19 protein-coding genes are annotated in these 22,496 nt (G+C 59.0%); 13 read left to right on the top strand and 6 right to left on the bottom strand.

Annotated elements, in window-relative coordinates:
* Positions 1 to 65: 65 nt before the first annotated feature.
* From pilW to ACL2XP_RS05285, 8 genes are all read left to right on the top strand, one after another.
* Positions 66 to 821 (top strand): type IV pilus biogenesis/stability protein PilW, encoded by a 756-nt coding sequence (gene pilW / locus ACL2XP_RS05250; protein WP_413737506.1) that lies wholly within the window; start codon positions 66 to 68, stop codon positions 819 to 821.
* Entirely contained in the window at positions 811 to 1,794 is a 984-nt protein-coding gene (gene rodZ / locus ACL2XP_RS05255; protein WP_413737507.1) for a cytoskeleton protein RodZ, read from the top strand. The genes pilW and rodZ overlap by 11 nt, the downstream gene beginning before the upstream one ends.
* Before the next feature lie 31 nt (positions 1,795 to 1,825).
* Positions 1,826 to 2,947: a flavodoxin-dependent (E)-4-hydroxy-3-methylbut-2-enyl-diphosphate synthase gene (gene ispG / locus ACL2XP_RS05260; protein ID WP_413737508.1), complete on the top strand. Its 1,122-nt coding sequence runs from the start codon at positions 1,826 to 1,828 to the stop codon at positions 2,945 to 2,947.
* Between the two features lie 23 nt (positions 2,948 to 2,970).
* Complete coding sequence (hisS, locus tag ACL2XP_RS05265) at positions 2,971 to 4,245, top strand: histidine--tRNA ligase (protein ID WP_413737509.1); 1,275 nt, start codon at positions 2,971 to 2,973, stop codon at positions 4,243 to 4,245.
* Positions 4,246 to 4,257: 12 nt separating this feature from the next.
* Positions 4,258 to 4,881: a YfgM family protein gene (locus ACL2XP_RS05270; RefSeq protein WP_413737510.1), complete on the top strand. Its 624-nt coding sequence runs from the start codon at positions 4,258 to 4,260 to the stop codon at positions 4,879 to 4,881.
* Positions 4,882 to 4,891: 10 nt separating this feature from the next.
* Positions 4,892 to 6,073: an outer membrane protein assembly factor BamB gene (gene bamB / locus ACL2XP_RS05275; protein WP_413737512.1), complete on the top strand. Its 1,182-nt coding sequence runs from the start codon at positions 4,892 to 4,894 to the stop codon at positions 6,071 to 6,073.
* A gap of 138 nt (positions 6,074 to 6,211) precedes the next feature.
* Entirely contained in the window at positions 6,212 to 7,693 is a 1,482-nt protein-coding gene (gene der, locus ACL2XP_RS05280) for a ribosome biogenesis GTPase Der (RefSeq protein ID WP_413737514.1), read from the top strand.
* A 155-nt stretch (positions 7,694 to 7,848) separates the two neighbouring features.
* Complete coding sequence (locus ACL2XP_RS05285) at positions 7,849 to 8,070, top strand: zinc ribbon domain-containing protein (protein ID WP_413737515.1); 222 nt, start codon at positions 7,849 to 7,851, stop codon at positions 8,068 to 8,070.
* A gap of 30 nt (positions 8,071 to 8,100) precedes the next feature.
* Here the strand turns inward: ACL2XP_RS05285 and ACL2XP_RS05290 are convergent, their stop codons facing one another.
* From ACL2XP_RS05290 to ACL2XP_RS05305, 4 genes are all read right to left on the bottom strand, one after another.
* Positions 8,101 to 8,439 carry a protealysin inhibitor emfourin gene (locus tag ACL2XP_RS05290; protein WP_413737516.1) on the bottom strand — a complete coding sequence of 113 codons (339 nt, stop codon included), beginning with the start codon at positions 8,437 to 8,439 and terminating at the stop codon, positions 8,101 to 8,103.
* A gap of 76 nt (positions 8,440 to 8,515) precedes the next feature.
* Entirely contained in the window at positions 8,516 to 9,553 is a 1,038-nt protein-coding gene (locus tag ACL2XP_RS05295) for a M4 family metallopeptidase (RefSeq protein ID WP_413737517.1), read from the bottom strand.
* Positions 9,554 to 9,624: 71 nt separating this feature from the next.
* Positions 9,625 to 10,077: an N-acetyltransferase family protein gene (locus ACL2XP_RS05300; protein WP_413737518.1), complete on the bottom strand. Its 453-nt coding sequence runs from the start codon at positions 10,075 to 10,077 to the stop codon at positions 9,625 to 9,627.
* 194 nt (positions 10,078 to 10,271) lie between these two features.
* Complete coding sequence (locus tag ACL2XP_RS05305) at positions 10,272 to 13,409, bottom strand: beta-galactosidase (RefSeq protein ID WP_413737519.1); 3,138 nt, start codon at positions 13,407 to 13,409, stop codon at positions 10,272 to 10,274.
* A gap of 300 nt (positions 13,410 to 13,709) precedes the next feature.
* On the opposite strand from ACL2XP_RS05305, the gene ACL2XP_RS05310 reads away from it, so the two are divergent.
* Together ACL2XP_RS05310 and ACL2XP_RS05315 are read left to right on the top strand one after the other, a co-directional pair.
* Complete coding sequence (locus tag ACL2XP_RS05310) at positions 13,710 to 14,801, top strand: LacI family DNA-binding transcriptional regulator (protein ID WP_413737520.1); 1,092 nt, start codon at positions 13,710 to 13,712, stop codon at positions 14,799 to 14,801.
* Between the two features lie 22 nt (positions 14,802 to 14,823).
* Positions 14,824 to 15,657, top strand: coding sequence for an EamA family transporter (locus ACL2XP_RS05315; RefSeq protein WP_413737521.1), 834 nt, complete (start codon positions 14,824 to 14,826; stop codon positions 15,655 to 15,657).
* Between the two features lie 31 nt (positions 15,658 to 15,688).
* Here ACL2XP_RS05315 and mqo read toward each other — a convergent pair whose 3' ends face one another.
* Entirely contained in the window at positions 15,689 to 17,308 is a 1,620-nt protein-coding gene (gene mqo / locus ACL2XP_RS05320) for a malate dehydrogenase (quinone) (RefSeq protein ID WP_413737522.1), read from the bottom strand.
* Positions 17,309 to 17,829: 521 nt separating this feature from the next.
* Here mqo and ACL2XP_RS05325 point away from each other — a divergent pair.
* Together ACL2XP_RS05325 and ACL2XP_RS05330 are read left to right on the top strand one after the other, a co-directional pair.
* A complete protein-coding gene (locus ACL2XP_RS05325) occupies positions 17,830 to 18,003 on the top strand; it encodes a hypothetical protein (protein ID WP_413737523.1) in 174 nt (57 codons plus the stop codon).
* 2 nt (positions 18,004 to 18,005) lie between these two features.
* Entirely contained in the window at positions 18,006 to 19,244 is a 1,239-nt protein-coding gene (locus ACL2XP_RS05330) for an MFS transporter (protein ID WP_413737524.1), read from the top strand.
* A gap of 84 nt (positions 19,245 to 19,328) precedes the next feature.
* Here ACL2XP_RS05330 and xseA read toward each other — a convergent pair whose 3' ends face one another.
* The gene (gene xseA, locus ACL2XP_RS05335) at positions 19,329 to 20,768 is read right to left on the bottom strand and encodes an exodeoxyribonuclease VII large subunit (RefSeq protein ID WP_413737525.1); all 1,440 of its coding nucleotides are present in this window, start codon (positions 20,766 to 20,768) and stop codon (positions 19,329 to 19,331) included.
* Between the two features lie 161 nt (positions 20,769 to 20,929).
* On the opposite strand from xseA, the gene guaB reads away from it, so the two are divergent.
* Positions 20,930 to 22,393: an IMP dehydrogenase gene (gene guaB / locus ACL2XP_RS05340; RefSeq protein WP_413737526.1), complete on the top strand. Its 1,464-nt coding sequence runs from the start codon at positions 20,930 to 20,932 to the stop codon at positions 22,391 to 22,393.
* Positions 22,394 to 22,496: the final 103 nt, after the last annotated feature.

Below are 22,496 nucleotides of genomic sequence, written 5' to 3' on the forward strand. Positions count from 1 at the left end.
GTCGCGACGGCGGACGGGGAAGGGTTATAATTAACGATAACTGCATAGGGTAAACGGGAACAGGCATGACGCTGAGTCGGTTAAATGGAGTCGCGGTAGTCTTGGTAATGACTTTCTTGTACGGATGCGCGGGGGACAAACCGCAAACCGATGTTTCCTCCCAGTCGGCGCAAACGCGCCTGCAGTTGGGCATGGAGTACCTGGCTGCCAATAATCTGGACGCGGCGCGGAAAAATCTCGACCTGGCTGTCAAAGGCGCGCCGGACGATTATCATACGCAGTTGGGCATGGCGCTGTATGAACAGCGGGTCGGCGAGAACGCCGCGGCGGAGAAGCGATATCGCCTGGCGCTGAAACTGGCGCCGCAAAACGGCACGGTTCTGAATAATTACGGTGCGTTTTTATGTAGTTTAGGGCAGTATGTACCGGCACAACAACAGTTTGCCGCCGCGGCCCAGGCAGCGGATTATGGTCTGGTTGCCGACAGTCTGGAAAATGCGGGTTATTGTTTTTACAAAGCCGGTCAAAACGATGAAGCGCGGACGTTACTCAGTCGTGCGTTAAAATACGATCCGGAAAAAGGCGTGGCTTTGCTGGCGGAAGCCGACCGGCAATTTAGTGAAGGGAAAGGCGACAAAGCACAACTATTATTGGATGTTTATCAGCATATACTTCCGGCAAGCGCTGAAAGTTTATGGTTACAGATTCGTTTCGCTGCGTTAGCGGGACGCCAGAATGACGTAAAACGTTATGGCGCACGGCTTGCGCGAAGTTTTCCACAATCTAAACAGTACCAGCAGTTCCTAGCTAATGAATACTGAAGCCCTCCAAGATCAAACAGCATCAACGACGACAGGCGGACGCCTGCGTCAGGCCCGTGAACAAATGGGTCTAAGCCAGCAGGCCGTGGCGGAACGCCTGTGCCTGAAAGTGACGACCGTACGGGAGATAGAAGAAGATAAAGCCAACCCTAATCTGGCCTCGACCTTTTTACGTGGTTATATCCGCTCCTATGCCCGATTAGTCCATGTTTCTGAAGAAGAACTACTGCCGATGATGGCGAAACAGGCACCGATCCGGGCCTCTAAAGTAGCTCCGATGCAGAGTTTTTCCCTGGGAAAAACCCGTAAAAAACGGGACGGCTGGCTGATGGGGTTCACCTGGCTTATTTTATTCGTGGTCATCGGTCTTACCGGTGCGTGGTGGTGGCAGAACCACCAGGCGCAGCAGCAGGACATTACCGATATGGCCGACCAATCCTCTTCCCGGCAAGCGCCGGGTACGGATGGCGGCGACAACGTTTCCGCCGCCCAGACCGGAGGAGACAGCTCCGCGGCGGATGAAGTTGGCCAGCCCCCGGCCGATCAGCCGGCGGATAACGACCCCAGCACCACGGCGGCCAATTCCCTGCCCGGCATGACCGCCGCGCCCCAGGGCACGGCCATACCGCTGAACAATACCAATACCCCGACGACGCCGGCTCCCATGCCTACGCCGGCGCAGACGCCAGCGGCTTCCCAGCCCGCCGCGCCAGCGGCTGAAACCGGCGCGGGCGAACTGGTGATGAATTTCACCTCCGATTGCTGGCTGGAAGTTTCAGACGCCACCGGCAAGAAGCTGTTCAGCGGCACGCAGCGTAGCGGCGGCAAGCTGAATTTAGCGGGTCAGGCACCCTACAAACTGAAAATCGGCGCCCCGGCGGCGGTTACCATTGAATACCAGGGCAAGCCGGTCGATCTCAGCCGGTATGTCAGGTCAAACCAGGTTGCTCGATTTACCATAGCCGCCAACTAGGCCGCTGTTCGGCAATTATGGAGAAAATCTAATGCATAACAAAGCGCCCATCAACCGTCGGAAATCAACGCGTATTTACGTCGGCAAGGTGCCCATTGGCGATGGCGCGCCAATTGCCGTGCAGTCGATGACTAATACCCGTACCACCGATGTCGCGGCCACCGTAAAGCAAATCCAGGCGCTGGAACGGGTCGGCGTAGATATCGTGCGTGTTTCCGTTCCCACCATGGATGCGGCGGATGCTTTCAGGCTGATTAAACAGCAGGTCAATGTCCCGCTGGTGGCGGATATCCATTTTGATTACCGTATTGCGCTGAAAGTGGCGGAGTACGGCGTCGATTGCCTGCGCATCAATCCCGGCAACATCGGCAGCGAAGCGCGTATCCGCTCCGTGGTCGACTGCGCCCGGGATAAAAACATCCCCATCCGCATCGGCGTTAACGCCGGGTCGCTGGAGCGGGACATCCAGGAGCGGTATGGCGAACCCACGCCCGAGGCCCTGCTGGAATCCGCCATGCGGCATGTGGATATCCTGGACCGGCTCAATTTCGACCAGTTCAAGGTCAGCGTTAAAGCGTCCGACGTATTCCTGGCGGTGGAGTCATACCGTTTACTCGCCGCGCGCATCGACCAGCCCCTGCACCTGGGGATAACCGAAGCGGGCGGTTTGCGCAGCGGCGCGGTTAAATCCGCCATTGGCCTGGGCCTGCTGCTCAGCGAAGGCATCGGCGATACGCTGCGCATTTCGCTGGCCGCCGACCCGGTGGAAGAAGTGAAGGTCGGTTTCGACATTCTTAAATCGCTGCGCATCCGGGCGCGCGGCATTAACTTTATTGCTTGTCCCACCTGCTCCCGGCAGGAATTCGACGTTATCGGCACCGTCAACGCCCTTGAGCAGCGCCTTGAGGATATCGTCACTCCGATGGATATCTCCATTATCGGCTGTGTGGTCAACGGGCCGGGGGAAGCGCTGGTTTCCACCATCGGCGTCACCGGCGGCCACAACAAAAGCGGCTTTTACGAAGATGGCGTACGCCAGCGGGATCGTTTCGACAACGAGCAGATGATCGATCAGCTCGAAGCCAAGATCCGCGCCAAAGCGGCCATGCTGGATGAAAGCAATCGCATCGCCGTTAATTTGATAGATAAGTAAGCAAACACGCAAAGAGAATCGACATGGCAAAGAACATCCAGGCCATCCGCGGCATGAACGACTATTTGCCGGAAGATACGGCAATCTGGCAGCGCATTGAAGGCACGCTCAAAAACGTATTGGCCGGTTATGGCTACAGTGAAATCCGGATACCGATCGTTGAGTCCACCCCGCTGTTTAAACGCGCCATTGGTGAAGTCACCGACGTCGTGGAAAAAGAGATGTACACCTTTGACGATCGCAACGGCGAAAGCCTGACGCTGCGTCCGGAAGGCACGGCGGGCTGCGTGCGCGCCGGCATTGAGCATGGCCTGCTGTACAACCAGGAACAGCGGTTGTGGTATATTGGCCCCATGTTTCGCTATGAACGCCCGCAAAAAGGCCGTTACCGGCAGTTCCACCAGTTGGGCGCCGAGGTGTTTGGCCTGCAGGGTCCGGATATCGATGCGGAGCTGATTTTGCTCTCCGCCCGCTGGTGGCGGGCGCTGGGCATCGCCGGGCACGTCGCCCTGGAACTCAATTCCATCGGTTCCCTGGACGCGCGCGGCCGTTATCGCGACGCGCTGGTGGCCTTCCTTGAATTGCATAAGGATCGGCTGGACGAAGATTGCCTGCGCCGCATGTACACCAATCCGCTACGGGTGCTGGATACCAAAAACGCCGATATCCAGGCCTTGCTTAACGATGCGCCGGTATTAACCGATTATCTCGATGATGAATCGCGGGAACACTTTGACGGCCTGTGTGAACTTTTAACGCGCGCCGGCATCCCATATACGGTTAATCCGCGTTTAGTGCGCGGCCTGGACTATTATAACCGTACGGTATTTGAGTGGGTGACCACCAGTCTGGGCTCGCAGGGCACCGTTTGCGCCGGCGGCCGGTATGACGGCCTGGTGGAGCAACTGGGCGGCCGCGCCGCGCCGGGGGTGGGTTTCGCCATGGGCCTGGAGCGCTTGGTTCTGCTGGTGCAGGCGGTAAACCCGGACTTTAAACCCCAAGCGACGGTGGATGTGTATCTGATCTCATCCGGAACGGATACACTGGGCGCGGCAATGGCGCTGGCGGAGCAAATACGCGACGCCATGCCCGACTTGCGCCTGATGACCAACTATGGCGGCGGTAATTTCAAAAAACAGTTCAGCCGCGCCGACAAATGGGGCGCTAAACTGGCCCTGGTGCTGGGCGAGGACGAAGTTGCCGCGCAACGGGTGGTGGTAAAGAATCTGGCCACGGGCGACCAGGAAACGCTGGCGCAAAGTGATGTCGCGGCGCGACTGGCATCGATATTAGGTTAAGGAGAGGACACCGTGGAAGTCTACAGCTCGGAAAACGAACAGCGCGAAGTGCTGGTTCGGTTTTTTGCGGATAACGGCAAAGCGCTGGTTATCGGCGTGGTCATCGGTATCGCTGCGTTGGTGGGCTGGCGTTATTGGCACAACCATCAAAACGACGCCATGATGGCATCGTCGGCATCCTGGCAGCAGGTAAACACGGCGCTGACCAGCGACGCCAACCAGCAGGGCGTTGACGCCGCGCAGAAGTTCGCGGACGTGAACAACAATAATTATGGTGCCCTGACCTCCATGGATCTGGCGCGCTTTTATGTGGATAAAGGCGATTTCGCCGCGGCGGAAAAACAGCTTGAGAAAGCCTTGACCCAGACCAAAGAAGACAATCTCCGCTCGTTGATCAACATCCGGCTGGCTCGCGTGCAGATCCAGGCGAAGAACGTCGACGGCGCGCTGAAAACCCTGGGCAATATTACGCATGAAGGGTGGTCGGCATTAGTGGAAGATGCCCGTGGCGACGCACAGGTCATCAAAGGCAATAACCAAGCGGCGCGCGAAGCGTATGATAAAGCGCTTAAAGCGAACCCGCCGCAGGCATTACAAGCCTTGTTGCGCATGAAACTGAATAACCTGTCCAGCTAAGAGGGACCCCATGCAATTGCGTAAAACATTTTTCGTAGGACTGATTTCCGTTGCCTTGCTCAGCGGCTGTTCGCTGTTTAACAGCGAAGAAGATGTGGTCACCATGTCGCCGCTGCCCAAAGTGGAAAATCAATTTCAGCCTACCGAGGTATGGAGTCGCTCTGTCGGCAACGGCACCGGCGAATTTTACTCCAACCTGCGTCCCGCCTGGCAGGATAATCGCGTATTCGCCGCAGACCGTCACGGCGTAGTGAAAGCGCTGGATATCGATACCGGCAAGGAAATCTGGTCGGTGGATCTGTCTGAAAAAACCGGCTTCCTGTCGCGTAACCTGCCGGCGCTGCTGTCCGGCGGCCTGGCCGTGGCCAATGGGCACGTATTCGTCGGCAGCGAAAAGGCCCAGGTCTATGCGCTGAATGCCGAAGACGGCACCGTCGCCTGGCAGGCCAAGGTGGCGGGCGAAGCGCTCTCCACCCCGGTTATCAGCGACGGCCTGGTGCTGGTGCATACCAGCAACGGTATGCTGCAGGGGCTGAACGAAACCGACGGCGCGGTGAAATGGACCGTTAACCTGGACATGCCGCCGCTGACGCTGCGCGGCGAATCGGCGCCGACCCCGGCGTTTGGCGCGGCCATCGTCGGCGGCGACAACGGGCGGGTGAGCGCGGTCATGATGGCCCAGGGCCAGATGATTTGGCAGCAACGCATCTCGCAGCCCAGCGGCGCAACGGAAATCGCGCGCCTCGGGGATGTGAATATGACGCCGGTGGTGGCCAACAACGTGGTTTATGCGCTGGCTTACAACGGCAACCTGGCGGCGCTTGACCTGCGTTCCGGACAAATTATCTGGAAGCGTGAAATCGGTTCGGTGAACGATCTGATTGTCGACGGCGGCCGTATCTACCTCGTCGATCAGGACGATCGGCTGGTGGCGCTGGATACCCAGGGCGGGGTCACCTTGTGGCGCCAGAGCGAATTGCTGCACCGCAACCTGACGGCGCCGGTATTGTTCGACGGCTACATGGTCATGGGCGATTCCGAAGGCTATTTGCACTGGGTGAATACCGACGACGGCCGTTTCGTCGCGCAGAACAAAGTCGACAGTTCCGGCCTGCAGAGCAACCCCGTGGTCGCCGGCGGCAAACTGCTGGTGCAGGCTAATAGCGGCGAAGTCTACGCCTTTACCCGCTAGCGCCATCACTTATCCGCCGCCAATCGGTTAGGCGCGCGGGCCATTAACGGCTCCTGACATGTTCAGGAGCCGTTTTGTCTTATATAATCAGCCTAATTTGCTGCTGAATAATTAAAATTACCTGATGAGGTTGTAACAATGATACCTGTCGTCGCGCTGGTCGGGCGCCCGAATGTAGGAAAATCCACCCTGTTTAATCGGTTAACGCGTACTCGCGACGCGTTGGTGGCGGATTTTCCGGGGCTGACGCGTGACCGCAAGTATGGTCGTGCAGAATGGGAAGGCCATGAGTTTATTGTCGTTGATACCGGTGGCATCGACGGCAACGAAGAAGGCGTGGAAACGCGCATGGCCGGCCAGTCGCTGGTGGCCATTGAAGAAGCGGATATCGTGCTGTTCATGGTCGATGGTCGCGCCGGGCTGATGGCGGCCGATCAGGGTATTGCCAAACATCTGCGCAGCCGCCAGAAAACCACGGTAGTGGTGGCCAATAAAACCGACGGCATCGATGCCGACAGCGCGGTGGGGGATTTTTATTCCCTCGGCCTGGGCGAGGTTTTTGCTATCGCCGCCTCCCATGGACGGGGCGTCAATAGCCTGATGGAACAGGTATTGCAGCCGCTGGTGGCGGATGAAGCGGCCGCAGAAGAAGAAATCGAGTATCCGGGCATGAAGCCCTGGACCGACGAGGACGACGAAAACTTCGAAATCCCCGAGGAAGAAGAAGATACCTTCGACCCGCAGTCGCTGCCCATCAAACTGGCCATCGTCGGCCGCCCCAACGTCGGTAAATCCACCCTGACCAACCGTATTCTGGGTGAAGATCGCGTGGTGGTGTTCGATATGCCGGGCACTACCCGCGACAGCATCTACATCCCGATGGTGCGCGATGAGCGCGAATATGTGCTTATCGATACCGCCGGGGTGCGCAAACGCGGTAAAATCACCGAAACGGTCGAGAAATTTTCGGTGATCAAAACGCTGCAGGCCATCGAAGACGCCAACGTGGTGCTGCTGGTGATCGATGCCCGCGAAGGCATTTCGGATCAGGATCTTTCGCTGCTGGGCTTTATTCTCAACAGCGGGCGCTCGCTGGTGATCGCGGTGAATAAATGGGACGGGCTGACGGAGGAAATCAAGGACGAAGTCAAAGAAGCGCTGGACATGCGCCTGGGCTTTATCGACTTCGCCCGGGTGCATTTTATTTCGGCGCTGCACGGCAGCGGCGTGGGCAATTTGTTTGAATCCATCAACGAGGCTTATCGCTGCTCCACCAAGCGCATCAGCACCGCGATGCTGACCAAAATCATGCAGATGGCGGTGGAAGAGCATCAGCCGCCGCTGGTGCGCGGGCGCCGGGTTAAACCCAAATATGCCCATGCCGGCGGTTATAACCCGCCTATCGTGGTAATTCACGGCACCCAGGTGAAAAACCTGCCCGACTCATACAAACGCTATTTGATGAATTATTTCCGCCGCTCGCTGGAAATCATGGGTACGCCGATCCGCATCCAGTTTAATGAGGGCGCCAACCCCTTTGCCGGCAAACACAACACCCTGACGCCCAACCAGATGCGCAAGCGCAAGCGCCTGATAAGCCATATCAAAAAGAGTAAATAAACCACGGGCCGGGCGTTTGGCGCCGGCTGAAGCGCTGGGCAGCGGCAAGCCGGCCCAGGCCCAGGCCCACATCAAGTTTATGGCCCGAGAGTAGCGCCCTGGAACGGCAACACTCCCGGGCTTAACGGGGACCTGTAAAATAACCGGAGGGGAAAATGCAGCCAGATTGCCCGGTCTGCCAGTCGCCGCTGCAACCGCAGGGCGACGAGCTCTACTGCGGCCAGTGCGAACGCCATTATCGGCCGCTGGCCCTGTGTCCTGACTGCGGTAAACCGCTGGACGTGCTCAAGGCCTGCGGCGCCGTGGACTATTTTTGCCCGCACGGCGACGGCCTGATTTCCAAAAAAAGAGTAAGCTGGCAGTACGTTCCGCTCTGATTTCCGGCATCGCGCCCGCGATGCCGCGCGTCAATCAAGTGTTCCGTTTTTCCATAACACCACCAGTTCCCGCGGCGCGCTGCTTTCCGGCACCGTTATCTCCTGGGGTTCCTGCGGCCGTTGTCCCGCGCTTTGATCCAGGATCAGGATGCGATAATAACGCTGATCGCCGCGCCCGGCCTGCTGGCCGGACTGCACGGCAAGCGCCGCTACGTGATTGATCAGGTCGCAAAGCCGTTGCCGCTGCGCCAGGGAAAGATCGCGCCAGTCAACGCGCTGCCGTACGCAGAGGGCCGGGATAAAAGCAATTCCCCCTTCGCGCGTAACCTCGATAACCCGGTGTTCGTCCGATGCGGATAATAGCGCCATTTTATTCCCCCACGGCATGTCGCCATGCCAATGCCGGATCTCGTCCGGCGGACTTGAAAACCATTAACCCAGGCGTTTATTTTGCTAGTACGCCCACCTGGCGCCAGGCATCTTCCACCGCGGCGGCCGCGTCATCGGCAAAACGCTTGCCGGCATGTTTGATGGTCAGGCGGGCAAAGGCCGCGAAATCGGCATTTTGCTTCAGGCGGTTATCGCACAAAGCGGCATACCAGATATTACCGGCTTTTTCCCAGGCAAATCCGCCCAGGGCCACCGCCGCCAGATAAAACGCCCGGTTGGGAATGCCCGAGTTAAGATGCACGCCGCCGTTATCTTCGCGGGTACGCACAAAAGCGTCCATGCTGGCGGGTTGGGGATCTTTACCCAGGATCGGATCGTCATAGGCGGTGCCGGGCGCCGACATCGATCGCAACCCCTTACCGAGAATGGTGCTCGCCAGTAACCCCTCACCGATAATCCAGTCGGCCCGATCGGCGGTTTGGCGCAAATGAAATTGTTTTACCAGCGAGCCGAACACATCCGACAGCGATTCGTTCAGCGCGCCCGCCTGCTCAAAATAGATCAGATTGGCCTCGTTTTCCGTGACGCCGTGGGTCAACTCATGGGCGACGACATCAATGGCGATGGTGAATCGATTGAAAATCTCCCCGTCGCCGTCGCCAAATACCATTTGTTCGCCGTTCCAGAAGGCATTCTGATAATCGGTGCCGTAATGTACCGTACCGGTCAGCGGCAGGCCTTTGGCATCCAGCGAATGGCGCTGATAGGCCTGCCAAAAAAAATCATAGGTAATCCCCAGATAATCGTAGGCTTCGTTTGCCGCGATATCCCCCACTGGCTCCTGGCCCTCCTCGCGCCGAAGGGTGCCGGGCAGGTTCATGGTATTTTGCGCATCATAGACCGCGCGCTTGACCTGGCCGGCCGGCAGGGCCGCCTGGTAATGGGCGGGCAAGGGATTGCGCCCCATCAGGCTATGGACATGGGTCAAGGTATGCCGGGCATATTGGCGCTGATGCTCGCTGCCTTTTTCAATAATGCGTCGCAGGATATAGGGCGGGATAACGCTGTGATGGCGAAGATATAGGGTATCCACATAAACCTCAGAGCATAAATGATTAGCCTAGCAATTAAGTATAATCCACTCTGAGGGGGTGACCAGCGGCGCTAGCGCTGGTATTTGATAAAATCGGTTTTCCTGGCCACTTTATCGTAGAGCCGCATCGCGGTTTGGTTATCGGCCTGGGTCGACCAATAAACGCTGGCCATGCCGAGGCGATCCGCATGGGTATAGACCTGCTCAATCAATAACCGGCCGACGCCTTTACCGCGCGCGGCTTCATCTACATACAAATCCTGCAAATAAACCACATCCTCCTGGTACCAGCCGTGTTCATGCACGATGCAATTGGCAAAACCGATAAGCTGGCCGCCGTTGTGCGCGACGTAGGCGAACATCGTGGGGTGGGCGGGATCGGCCAGGCGGGAAAAGGTATGTTCATATAGGGCGTCATCGCGAATAGTCGAGTAGAAACTCAAATAGCGGCGCCACAGCGTTTTCCATTGGTCTTTATCTTGCGGCGCAATAGCGCGGATTACGGTCCCGGTAACAGCTGCCATACTCACTTCCCCTGAGATTCAATACTCTTGCTTTCAACGATCCGGCCGTTTGCCGCAACGGCATCCCGCAGGTTCCCCATGATCGACGCGATCCCTGACGTTAACGACAAAAGCGCCGGCCTGTCAATCATTAACCCATGCAAGTTTGTTATCAGGTAAAGCCGTCGCCCAAGGCGATAATCCCCCCATGCCGTTTAGGCGCGTTGCCAGCGCAAGCCGTAGCGATATTCCCGGGCGTTAAGCAAATACTTCGGCTGCACGCTCGGGCTCCAGGAGTCATCGCCGCCCACCCCCATATGCTGCGCATCCAGATGCAGCCATAAACCGGGCTCCGGCTCCATTAAGTGCCAATGGGTGGTATGGGTAAGTTGGTCGGTGCCATAGGGGCTGACCGAGAAATGGAAATCCCCGTCAATTTGCCAATCTTCCACGGTGAGCTGCCGGGTAAAGCAGCGCAGGCCGTTTTCGGTGGGGAAAATATAAGGAGTAAACATCTGGCCCACCGGCAATCGCCAGCGCGAGTACAGCGCCGAGGCGCAGCGGTCGGGGTAGTTTTCATGGGGCCCCAGCCCCAGCCAGGCCACCTCGTCGGGACGGGCCGCCACCCGGCATCTCGCGCCTACGCGCGGCAGGGCGGGCAGCAGCGGCGAAACCAGCACCCGGATCTCATTCTCCATTTGCCCGGCGTCATCAATGGTGGTTTGCCAATGGCTTTGGATTAGTAAGCTACCCGCATGGTAATAACCGTGCACCGCCCAAAATATGACCCGATCCGCCAGCTGTTCCGCCCGCAGCGACAGGCAGCGATGCTCCAGATCAAATAGGCCGGCGGCGCGCCAGCGCTCCACCCAGGCGTTGGGATCGATGCGATCCGCTTCGCTGACGCCGATATCATTATCCAGCGGCGCGCGGATAAACTGATCGGTGAGCGGGCTGAGCAGGCCCGGCGCGTTATCGCGATACCACTGGGTCAGCACGCCCTGCTGTTTATCCACCAGCCAGCGCTGCGCGCCGTGGCACACCACGAATTCATGCTGATTTTCATTAAGCTTCGGCGCGGCGCCGGCCGGCCGGTCGACGGGCTGCGGCGGCAGCAGGCCGCTGGCCAGCGGCCATTGCTGCCAGGCCACGGTGTGGCCGGCGGCGGACCATGGGGTAGCGTCTTGCTGCTCGACGCTGACCTGCAAATATAATTGCCCCGCGTAATCCGGCCGGGGCAGGGCGGCGCACAGGATTAATTCGGTCTTGTGCTGCGGCTTCAGCCACAGACGGGTTTCGCCGCTGAGCAGGGGGGTGCCGTCGCACTCAAGGGACCAGCGCAGCACTTCGTTATCGCTGGTGCGAAACAGATATTCGCTGGCGATCTCAATGCGCAGCGGTTCCGTGCCCAGTAGCCGGAATTGGAAATATTGCTGCTGGTGCTTCACCTCCATCAGGCCGGGATGCGGGGTGCGATCCGGAAATACCACGCCGTTCAGGCAAAACTGGCGATCGTTGGGGCGATCGCCGAAGTCGCCGCCGTAAGCCCAGTGCGTCCCGCCGTCGCCGTCGCTGAGATCCAGCCCCTGATCCGCCCAATCCCAGATAAACCCGCCCTGCAGGCGGGGATACTGGCGGAACGCCTGCCAATAGTCGGCAAACCCGCCCAGGCTGTTGCCCATGGCATGGGCGTATTCGCACAGGATCAGGGGGCGCTGTTCGCCGGGCAGGCCGATCCATTTTTTGATCGACCACTTCGGTACCGCCGGGAAGGGCTGATCTTCATCAACCCGGGCGTACATCGGGCAGAGAATATCGGTGGCGCGGCTATTGGCGCCGCCCCCTTCATATTGCACCGGGCGGCTGGGATCGCGGGTTTTGACCCACTGATAGAGCGCGTCATGGGTAGCGCCGTGGCCGGATTCATTGCCCAGCGACCAGATAATGATGCTGGCATGATTGCCGTTGCACTGCACCATGCGCGTCACCCGTTCGCTAAACGCCGGGAACCATGCCGGATCGTCCGCCAGCCGGCCCATGGGTTCCATGCCATGGGTTTCGATATTGGCCTCGTCCACCACATACAGGCCGTACTGGTCGCACAGGCGATACCACAAAGGGTGGTTGGGATAATGGGAACAGCGCACCGCGTTGAAGTTATGCTGCTTCATTAGCACAATATCCCGGCGCATCGTCTCGGCATCCATTACCTGTCCATGGGCGGGGTGATGTTCATGACGATTAACGCCGCGGATCAGCAGCGGCTTGCCGTTAAGCCGCAACAGGCCGTTTTTCACTTCGATATTGCGAAAGCCGACGTCATAGGCTTCCGCCTCCAGCGTCATGCCGTCGCCGGAACGCAATACCACTACCGCCCGGTACAGATCCGGCATTTCGGCGCTCCACAGGCGGGGCGCTTGTACCGCTATACTCAGGTTCACCCGGTCGGCATAGGGGCCGCGCTCGTCTATCACCGCCGAACCGAGCGGGGCTTCCTGCTCTGCCACCCGCTCGCCGCCCAGCCACAGCGACACCGCGACGGTATAACCCTCCGCGTCCAGGAGAGGGCCGGCGGGCGGCAGGACGATAGCCGCGGCCACCTCCAGCGCGCCATGCCGGTACAGCGCATCGAGCCGGGTGCGGATTTGGATATCCCCAAAACCCGCCGCCGGTTTATGCAACAGCGAAACCGAGCGGAAAATACCGCTCATGCGCCACATATCCTGATCTTCCAGGTAACTGCCGTCGCACCAGCGCAGCACCATGGCGCACAGCCGGTTATCGCCGTCGTGCAAAAAGTCCGTCAAATCGAATTCGGCGGGCAGGCGGCTATCTTGTGAATAACCCACCCAGCGGCCGTTGCACCATAAATAGAAGGCCGAGTTTACGCCGTTGAAAATAATGCGGGTACGGCCCTGGCCAAGCCACTCGCGCGGCACGGTGATAGTGCGGGAGTAGCAGCCGGTGGGATTTTGCTCCGGCACCCACGGCGGATTGACCGGGATAGGGTACTTCACATTGGTATAGACCGGCAGGTCAAAACCGGCCATCTGCCAGTTCGACGGCACGTTGATTCCCCGCGCCTCGGGCAGATCGGCGTCCAGCCAGCTTTCCGGCACCGCCTGCGGGCGCGCGAAGTAACTGAACGCCCATTCCCCATCCAATGACCGCCGGTTTACGCTGGCCGTTTCCAGACGGGCGGACTGCTCATCGGGCCAGCTATTAAACGGCGGATGCGCCGGCAGCCGGTGCCAATGGGTCACGGCGGGGTTTTGCCAATCCTCGCGCGACAGCACGGTGGCCAGCGACGATAAAGCGGCGGGGTCGGGCCGCCCCGCAGGGGAAATAGTCATGTTATACCTTATGCTGCGCAACCTGGACGCGGGATCGGTGTATGGAGATAGCGGGAATGTTATCCGCTCACATATTTTTTATTTAACGTCACAAGCCGGCCTATAGGCAATGCTCAATCTATCAAATAGCGATCTTTTACAAGATTATTTAGTTACTTAATGGCCGATAAGTGATTATTATCACAATGCTTGCTATGTGAGCGTATAACTCACAGTAGTACGATCCGGTATGACTTCATGTCCAAAGGACTTAATGATCGCCGGGTACGCTCATATGGACCGGGTACCGGGAGGGATGAAGTGAAACCAAAAAACGCCACGCTGGATGATGTGGCCCGCTATGCCGGCGTTTCTTATCAAACGGTATCCCGGGTACTTAACCGGTCCGCTCACGTAACGGACGCTACCCGCCTCAAAGTCGAGGAGGCCATTAGCGCGCTGAATTACGTTCCAAACCGGATGGCGCAGCAGTTGGCTGGGAAACGCGGCTTTACGCTGGGATTGGTGACGACGTCCCTGGGCCTGCATGCGCCCTCGCAGATCGCCTCGGCCATTAAGTTTTATGCCCAGGAGCAGGGATTTAATGTGTTGATCGCCATCGTTGATGAGGACAGGGATGAGGATCGCCACGGGGGATTGCAGTCAGCCCTGAGCGAATTGCAGGCCCAGCGGGTGGACGGGGTGATACTGAATTTGCCCCTGGATGCGGATCGGGCGGAAAGGGTGGTCAGCGATAACCAGCCGCTGGCCTGCCTGTTTCTGGATGTACCCCCCGACGCGCAGGTGTTCCACGTGATGTTTAATCCCGATGACGGCACGCAGGCCAGCGTAGATCACCTGTATCAACAGGGACACCGCGCATTTGGCTTACTGTCCGGACCATTCAGCTCGGTTTCGGCGCGCCTGCGCCTGCAAAGCTGGCGCAGCGCGTTGCAACGCTACGGCCTGGAGCCGGCGGCGACCCGCCAAGGGGACTGGAGCGCCCAAAGCGGCTATCAGCTTACCCTGGATATGACCCGCATCCCCGGCGCCTTCAGCGCCATGCTGGTGGGTAACGATCAGATGGCGCTCGGGGTGCTGAGCGCCTTGCATCAGCAGCAGCTCGGCGTGCCGTGGCAGATTTCGGTTATCGGATATGATGATACTCGGGACAGCGCGTTTTTTTTACCGGCGCTGACTACGGTCGCCCAAGACTTCAACCGCCTGGGCCAGGAGGCGGTGACCCGGCTGGTGGCCTATCTCAACGGCGGCACGCGTCCCGCGCCCGAATCGATTATATTGCCGACCCGATTGGTGGTGCGCGGTTCCACCGCCCGGCCGGGCGCGGCGGATAAAAACTACTTGCAACTGGCCGAACAGCTGCAGCAGATCGCCGCGCAGCTGCGCCGTTAATTTACCGGAAGAAGGGAGGGATATGTCGGCTTCGCTAATCGCCATCGTGTTGTTCGCCGCGTGTCTGCATGCCTGCTGGAACGCGGTGGTCAAAGGCGCCGGCGATAAGCTGCTGGCCACCATTCTGGTCAGCGGCATGGCCGGGATGCTGGCGGCCTGCGCGTTACCGTTCCTGACGCCCCCCGCGCCGCCGAGCTGGGGGTTTATCGCGGCGTCGGCGCTGTGCCAGGTCGGTTATTATCTCCTGATCGCCAACACTTACCGCATTGCCGATATGAGCCAGGCTTATCCGCTGATGCGCGGCAGCGCGCCGGTGTTTGTCGCCCTGGCCAGTCCATGGGTCATAGGCGAAAGTCTTTCCCCGCCGGCCTGGGCCGGTATTTTGCTGATTAGCGGCGGCATAATGGCGATGATTCGCGGCCGGGGGCTGAATAACCGAAAAGGAGTGTGGCTGGCGCTGGCCACCGCCGTAGTGATTGCCGCCTATACCCTGATCGACGGTATCGGGGTGCGCAGATCCGCCGCCCCCGCCGCCTATACCCTGTGGATTTTTCTGCTGACCGCGATGGTCCTGCTCGGCTGGGTGCTGCTGGCCCGCCGTACGGCGTTTGTTCATTACGCCCGCGGCAATCTTCATTATGGCGTCATTGGCGGCGCCGGCACGCTGGCGTCGTATGGCATCGCCCTATGGGCCATGACCAAAGCGCCGGTGGCGCTGGTGGCCGGGCTGCGGGAAACGTCGATTTTATTTGCGGTGCTGATCGCGGTGGCCGTATTAAAAGAGCGCGTCCGCCGCGATCAATGGGCGATGATTGCGCTGATAACCGCGGGGGCGGTGCTCCTGCGCCTGGCTTGACCGCGCCGCCATCCGGGCCGGCGCACGCGGTTCAGATCGCTTTGGGCAAGTTGTCCCATTGAGCGGCCGCCGCCGCGCTTGCCGGATGCCGCGCTTCCACGTAGGCCAATTGCAAAATGCCGCTGGTATAGGCGCGGATTTTATTGGTCATCTCAACGCTGCCATCCAGCGATTGTCCATATGAGGGAATCATCTCGCGCAGCTTGGCGCCCCAGGCCTGCGAGGCGGCCTGTTCTGGAAACATGCTCTCAATAAGCTGCAGCATGATGGGCGCTGCGGTAGAAGCCCCCGGCGACGCGCCCAACAGCGCCGACAGGGTACCGTCCGCCGAGCTGACCATTTCGGTGCCGAATTGTAAAATACCGCCTTTTTTCGGGTCTTTTTTTATGATCTGCACCCGCTGGCCGGCATCCATCAGTTGCCAATCTTCCAGCTTCGCCTCGGGATAATATTCTTTAAGCGCGGCCAGCCGCTTTTTATCGGACATCAGCGCCTGGCTGATCAAATACCCTACCAGCCCGACGTTATCCACGCCGACGCGCAGCATCGGCAGCAGGTTTTGGCGGGTCAGCGAGCCGAACAGGTCAAGCCAGGAACCGCGCTTGAGAAATTTGCTGCTGAATGTGGCGTAAGGCCCGAACAATAAGGTGCGCTCGCCGTCCAGCATGCGGGTATCGATATGCGGCACCGACATGGGCGGCGCGCCCACCGACGCTTTACCATACACTTTCGCCAGATGGCCGTTCACCACTTCGGGCCGGTTGGAGACCAGGAACTTGCCGCCCACCGGAAACCCTGCGTAACCGCGGGCTTCTGGAATGCCGGACTTTTGCAGCAGCCTGAGCGAGGCGCCGCCGGCGCCGATAAACACATATCGCGCCCGCACGGAGGTCTGCTTGCCTTGATTATTCAGGTCGGCGACTTTCACCGTCCAGGTGTTATCGTCGTTGCGGCTGAGATCCACCACGTCATGCCTGAGGCGCAAATTGACATTATCATGCCGGCCCAGGGCGTCGAGCATTTGGCGCGTCAGTTCGCCGAAGTTGACATCGGTGCCCATGGCCATATGGGTCGCCGCCACTTTCTGGAAGGGCTTGCGCCCCGCCATAATCATGGGCGCCCACTGTTTGATGCGATGGCTGTCTTCGGAATACTCCATGCCATGGAACAAGGTGCTGCTTTGCAGGGCGGCGTAACGTTTGCGCAGGAAATTAACGTTTTCATCCCCCCAGACAAAGCTCATATGGGGCACATTATTGATAAAGGTTTTAGGGTCGCCGAGAATATGATTTTTGACCAGGTAAGCCCAGAATTGCCGGGATATTTCATAGGATTCGTTAACCGAGACCGCCTTGGTGATATCAATGGAACCATCCGCCTGCTCCGGCGTATAGTTTAATTCACAAAAGGCCGCATGACCGGTACCGGCGTTATTCCAGCCGTTGGAACTCTCTTCGGCGGTTTTATCCAGGCGCTCGTACATATTGATGGTCCAGCCGGGCTCAAGTTCCTTAAGGTAGGTGCCAAGCGTAGCGCTCATGACCCCACCGCCGATCAGGACAACATCCACCGGGGCGTTATTCGCAGCCGTTTGCCGTTGGACAGACGCCAACACATTCATGCAAAGGGGTGCGATGAAATGCTCTTTCATGCGCAGTGTCTCTATTAAGAAATTAAGTATACGGCAGGGCAATATTATTGAGGTTGCTTTGCGCCCAATACTGTCTGCTAATCTTTCCCGATTCTATTAGCCGCCAACGGCTAAGTAAACTAAAAAGTGATGTTACCGCCGGGTTAAGATAAATAAAGCTTATAGCTGGTAAGTGCATGAAAAATAGGCTATTGTGACTTTGATATAGCTATTTTTTACTTTTCGTTAACAAATTCTTACCATCTTTTTATCATGTCTGGAAAAGCAAATTAAGTGATATATGCGTTATTTCACGCATTAAACAACCGGATATTCTCTGATATGGAAATAAATAGCAGCACGTCTTTTCACTATTTTTTTTAAGCCGTTCAGAAGTTGTTTTCATGTTTACTTGATTGGTATTATTTTTACTTCTGCATGGTTTTTTTAACCCGCCGGAGTTAATTATCTGTGCCATTTTGTCCATTATGATGCCCGCCGCGGCGCCTGTTTTGGCCATTCTATTTCCCGAGGACGATAACATGATTGAGATCAGGCGGTTCATTCCCCAACACCGTCAGGACGTGGCCGGGGTTATCGCGCCTATTGCGCAACGGGAATTCGGCGTCGATATTACCGCGGCCGAGCGGCCGGATTTGACCTATATTCCGCCAACGACGGCGGATTGCCGGTTTTTCAGGCCGGTACTGGAATAGCTATGGTTACCACCTCCGCGGAACTGCCCGACGGCAGTCGTTATTGGCAACGAAATCTGGCGGTCTGCGTTTTCGGGTCGTTTACCACCATCATCGCGATGACCCTGTTGCTGCCTTTCCTGCCGCTGTACGTCGAGCAGCTCGGGGTGACTAGCCATGCGGCCATCGGCCAGTGGTCGGGGCTGGCCTATGGGGCCACGTTTTTCAGCGCGGCGCTGACCGCGCCGCTGTGGGGACGCCTGGGGGATCGCTACGGCCGCAAGCTGATGCTGATCCGCGCCAGCCTGGGCATGGCCATCGCCATGACCCTGCTGGGCATGGCCCACAGCGTCTGGCAACTGGTGGCGCTGCGTCTGCTGGCCGGCCTGCTGGGCGGGTATGCGTCCGGCTCCATGATCCTGGTGGCGACGCAAACACCAAAAGCCCGTACCGGCTGGGCGCTGGGTATGCTGTCCTCGGGCATTATGGCGGGTAATTTCATTGGTCCGCTGATCGGCGGCACCCTGCCGCCGTTAATCGGCATCCGCGCCACTTTCATAGCTGCCGGCGCGATAATATTCGTCTCCTTCCTGGCCACGACGTTTTTGCTCAAAGAGGAGCCCGGCGCCGCTGTGCAGCGCAAAAAAGAGGTGATTCCCCAAGCCGCCGTCGGTTTTAGCAAGCCGGTAATCGCCATGTTGGCCACCGGCACGCTGCTGATGATTGCGAACATGTCCATCGAGCCGATTATTACCCTGTATGTGGCGCAGTTAGTGGCATCGCCCCAGGTCACCCTGGTTGCCGGCCTGACCATGTCGAGCGCCGCCCTGGGCAGCATTTTATCCGCGTCCTGGCTGGGCAAGCTGGCGGATCGCACCGGCCCCTGGAATGTGATTATCGGCTGCCTGCTGGTGGCGGCGGCGCTGTTGATACCCCAGGCGCTGGTGACCCAGGGCTGGCAATTGGTGGTGCTGCGCTTTTTTATGGGACTGGCGCTGGGCGGATTGCTGCCCTGTATCGCCAGCGTTATCCGGCATAACGTGCCGGATAGCATCGCCGGCAAAATGCTGGGCTATTCCACCTCGGCGCAATATGTCGGCCAGGTGGCGGGGCCGCTGTTGGGGGGCGTTATCGGCGGGCATTTCGGCATGCGGCCGGTGTTTTTCGGCACCTGCGCGCTGCTAGTGGCCGGCGCCGCGTATAACTGGCTGGCGCGCCGTCACTCTTTACCCAGGACTAAAGGCGCTATTGATCGACGCTGAAGGCGTTGCCGGATATTGAACGCGTTGCTGCCGGACGGCAAGGTTAATGCGGCCGCCGGTTATAGGCCGCCGGCCGCGTGGAAGCTATTTTTTTGCGCGCCGTCTGGCCGGCGGGGTGGATGGTATTATGCCGATCACCTGGCTGTCCACCCAGCCATCCGTCAGGCGGGTGGTCAGGGTGTCGCCGGTTTTCACCTGGCGGGTCTGTTTCACCAGGGCGCCCTTGGCGTCGGTGGTGACGCTGAACCCGCGCGCGAGGGTTTTCAGCGGGCTGACCGCTTCCAGTTGGGAACATAACCTGCCGAACGTTTGCTGCTGCTGGTTCAGTTGGCGGTTCATTCCCTGCTGCAATTGATAACGCAGCGCCTGCACCCGTCCCTGCTGATTCAACTGGCCGCCGATGCTTTGCTGTAGCCGATAGCGCAAACTTTGCAATTGCCGCTGCGCCCGGCCGATTTTCGGCAGCGGCGCCTGCTGGTTTAACCGCTGCGTTACGCGCTCATGGCGGCGCTGCGCCAGGCGCAGTTGCCCTTGCAGGCTGTCGTCCAGCCGGCGGCGCAGTTTTATCAGCGCGGTTTGCTGGCGCGCCAGGCGCAGGTGGGGATGCTGCTGTTGCAGGCGATGTTGCAGCCGGGTCAGGTTTTGCAGCCGCTGCGCCAGGTAATAATCCATCGCCATTTCCAGGCGCTGCTGCTGGGACTGGATCTGGCGCACCAGCTCCAGTTGGTTGCGGCTTACCAGTTCCGCCGCGGCCGACGGGGTAGGGGCGCGTAAATCGGCCACGAAATCGGCGATGGTGACATCGGTCTCATGGCCCACGGCGCTGACGATGGGCAGCGCGCTGGCGAAAATAGCCCGGGCGACCCGTTCGTCGTTAAAACTCCATAAATCTTCCAGCGAACCGCCGCCCCGGCCGACGATCAGCACGTCGCATTCGCGGCGGCGGTTGGCGCACTCGATAGCCCGGACGATTTGCAGCGGCGCATCCTGCCCCTGTACCGCGGTGGGGTAAATCACCACCGGCAGCGACGGATCGCGCCGGCGCAAAATATTCAGGATATCGTGCAGCGCCGCGCCGCTGGCGGAGGTAATCACGCCCACCCGGCGGGCCGGGCTCGGCAACGGCTGCTTGTGGCTTTGGTCGAACAGCCCCTCGGCGGATAAAGCCTGTTTCAGCTGCTCGAACTGCTGCTGCAACACCCCGTCGCCGGCGGGCTGCATGCTTTCGGCAATCAGTTGGTAATCGCCGCGCGGTTCATACAGCGTCAGCGCGGCGCGCACCAGCACTTGCTGGCCGTTGCGCGGGGCAAAGGTCGCCCGGCGGTTGCTGTTGCGAAACATGGCGCAGCGTACCTGGGCGCGGTCGTCTTTGAGGGTGAAATACCAGTGGCCGGAGGCGGGCTGCGAGAAATTGGAGATTTCGCCGGTAAGCCACACCTGGCCCATTTCGCCTTCCAGCAGTTCACGCACCGTCTGGTTGAGACGGGAGACGGTAAAAATCAGGGCGGTGGGCGGAGCAGACATGTGAGCCAGATCAACTTCCATAAATAAGGGTTAATCGATTGATATTACTTATCGTGTAGCGGTTATCAAGCACTTTTTTTAAAAAGTGCTGGAGGCAACCGGTTACGTTCTGTATAATGCCACGGCAATATTTTATACATTCATCCTGGTGAGATATTGCTATGCTACGTATCGCTAAAGAAGCTCTAACGTTCGACGATCTCCTCCTGTTACCTGCGCACTCCACGGTTTTGCCCAACACGGCTGAACTCGGAACACAACTCACAAAAAAAATCCGCCTTAATATTCCATTACTTTCCGCCGCTATGGATACGGTGACCGAAGCTCCCCTGGCCATTGCCCTGGCCCAGGAAGGCGGTATCGGTTTTATCCACAAAAACATGCCCATCGAACGCCAGGCCGACGAAGTCAGCCGGGTGAAAAAACACGAAAGCGGCGTGGTTACCGATCCTAAGACGGTAACGCCCGCCACCACGCTATCCCAGGTAAAAGAGCTGACCGCCCGCAACGGGTTCGCCGGCTATCCCGTAGTGACCGACGACAACGAGCTGGTGGGCATCATTACCGGCCGCGACGTGCGTTTTGTTACCGACCTGTCCCAGCCGGTGACCGCGGTGATGACGCCGAAAGAGCGCCTGGTCACCGTCAAAGAGGGTGAAGCCCGCGAAGTCGTGCTGCAAAAAATGCATGAAAAACGCGTGGAAAAAGCCCTGGTGGTCGACGCGCAGTTTCATCTGCTGGGCATGATCACGGTAAAGGACTTCCAGAAAGCGGAGCGCAAACCCAACGCCTGTAAAGACGAGCAGGGCCGTCTGCGGGTCGGCGCCGCGGTAGGCGCCGGCGCCGGCAACGAAGAGCGCATCGACGCGCTGGTGGCCGCCGGGGTGGACGTACTGCTGATCGACTCCTCCCACGGGCATTCCGAAGGGGTGCTGCAACGCATCCGCGAAACCCGCGCCAAATATCCCGACCTGCAAATCATCGGCGGCAACGTGGCCACCGGCGCCGGCGCCGTTGCGCTGGTCGAAGCGGGCGTGAGCGCGGTTAAAGTGGGCATCGGCCCCGGCTCCATTTGCACCACCCGCATCGTGACCGGCGTGGGCGTACCGCAAATCACCGCCATTTCCGACGCGGTCGACGCGCTGGAAGGCACCGGCATTCCGGTTATCGCCGACGGCGGCATCCGTTTCTCCGGCGATATCGCCAAGGCCATCGCCGCCGGCGCCTCCTGCGTCATGGTCGGTTCGCTGTTGGCCGGCACCGAGGAATCCCCCGGCGAGATCGAACTCTACCAGGGCCGTTCGTTTAAATCCTATCGCGGCATGGGCTCCCTGGGCGCCATGTCCAAAGGTTCGTCCGATCGCTATTTCCAGACCGACAACGCCGCCGATAAACTGGTGCCGGAAGGGATCGAAGGCCGGGTCGCCTATAAAGGCCGCCTGAAGGAAATCGTCCATCAGCAAATGGGCGGCCTGCGTTCCTGTATGGGGCTGACCGGCTGTGCTACTATCGACGAACTGCGCACCAAGGCTGAATTTGTCCGCATCAGCGGGGCCGGCATCCAGGAAAGCCACGTCCACGACGTCGCCATTACCAAAGAATCGCCGAACTACCGCATGGGCTAACCTCCCGCCGCCCGGTTCGCGCAGTTCCGGGATGGCCGGTTGCGGGCTGTCCCCGCTTTAACTATGCCCGACCGCGGTCGGGTAGTTTTTTTATTTTGATATC

The sequence above is a fragment of the Sodalis sp. RH21 genome (assembly GCF_047324175.1).
GTDB lineage: Bacteria > Pseudomonadota > Gammaproteobacteria > Enterobacterales > Enterobacteriaceae > Acerihabitans.

Bases quoted from the DNA above. Each gene is read 5' to 3' on its own strand.
- pilW (WP_413737506.1), top strand. From the start codon at position 66: ATGACGCTGAGTCGGTTAAATGGAGTCGCGGTAGTCTTGGTAATGACT.
- rodZ (WP_413737507.1), top strand. From the start codon at position 811: ATGAATACTGAAGCCCTCCAAGATCAAACAGCATCAACGACGACAGGC.
- ispG (WP_413737508.1), top strand. From the start codon at position 1,826: ATGCATAACAAAGCGCCCATCAACCGTCGGAAATCAACGCGTATTTAC.
- hisS (WP_413737509.1), top strand. From the start codon at position 2,971: ATGGCAAAGAACATCCAGGCCATCCGCGGCATGAACGACTATTTGCCG.
- bamB (WP_413737512.1), top strand. From the start codon at position 4,892: ATGCAATTGCGTAAAACATTTTTCGTAGGACTGATTTCCGTTGCCTTG.
- der (WP_413737514.1), top strand. From the start codon at position 6,212: ATGATACCTGTCGTCGCGCTGGTCGGGCGCCCGAATGTAGGAAAATCC.
- ACL2XP_RS05285 (WP_413737515.1), top strand. From the start codon at position 7,849: ATGCAGCCAGATTGCCCGGTCTGCCAGTCGCCGCTGCAACCGCAGGGC.
- ACL2XP_RS05290 (WP_413737516.1), bottom strand. From the start codon at position 8,439: ATGGCGCTATTATCCGCATCGGACGAACACCGGGTTATCGAGGTTACG.
- ACL2XP_RS05300 (WP_413737518.1), bottom strand. From the start codon at position 10,077: ATGGCAGCTGTTACCGGGACCGTAATCCGCGCTATTGCGCCGCAAGAT.
- ACL2XP_RS05305 (WP_413737519.1), bottom strand. From the start codon at position 13,409: ATGACTATTTCCCCTGCGGGGCGGCCCGACCCCGCCGCTTTATCGTCG.
- ACL2XP_RS05315 (WP_413737521.1), top strand. From the start codon at position 14,824: ATGTCGGCTTCGCTAATCGCCATCGTGTTGTTCGCCGCGTGTCTGCAT.
- mqo (WP_413737522.1), bottom strand. From the start codon at position 17,308: ATGAAAGAGCATTTCATCGCACCCCTTTGCATGAATGTGTTGGCGTCT.
- ACL2XP_RS05325 (WP_413737523.1), top strand. From the start codon at position 17,830: ATGATTGAGATCAGGCGGTTCATTCCCCAACACCGTCAGGACGTGGCC.
- ACL2XP_RS05330 (WP_413737524.1), top strand. From the start codon at position 18,006: ATGGTTACCACCTCCGCGGAACTGCCCGACGGCAGTCGTTATTGGCAA.
- xseA (WP_413737525.1), bottom strand. From the start codon at position 20,768: ATGTCTGCTCCGCCCACCGCCCTGATTTTTACCGTCTCCCGTCTCAAC.
- guaB (WP_413737526.1), top strand. From the start codon at position 20,930: ATGCTACGTATCGCTAAAGAAGCTCTAACGTTCGACGATCTCCTCCTG.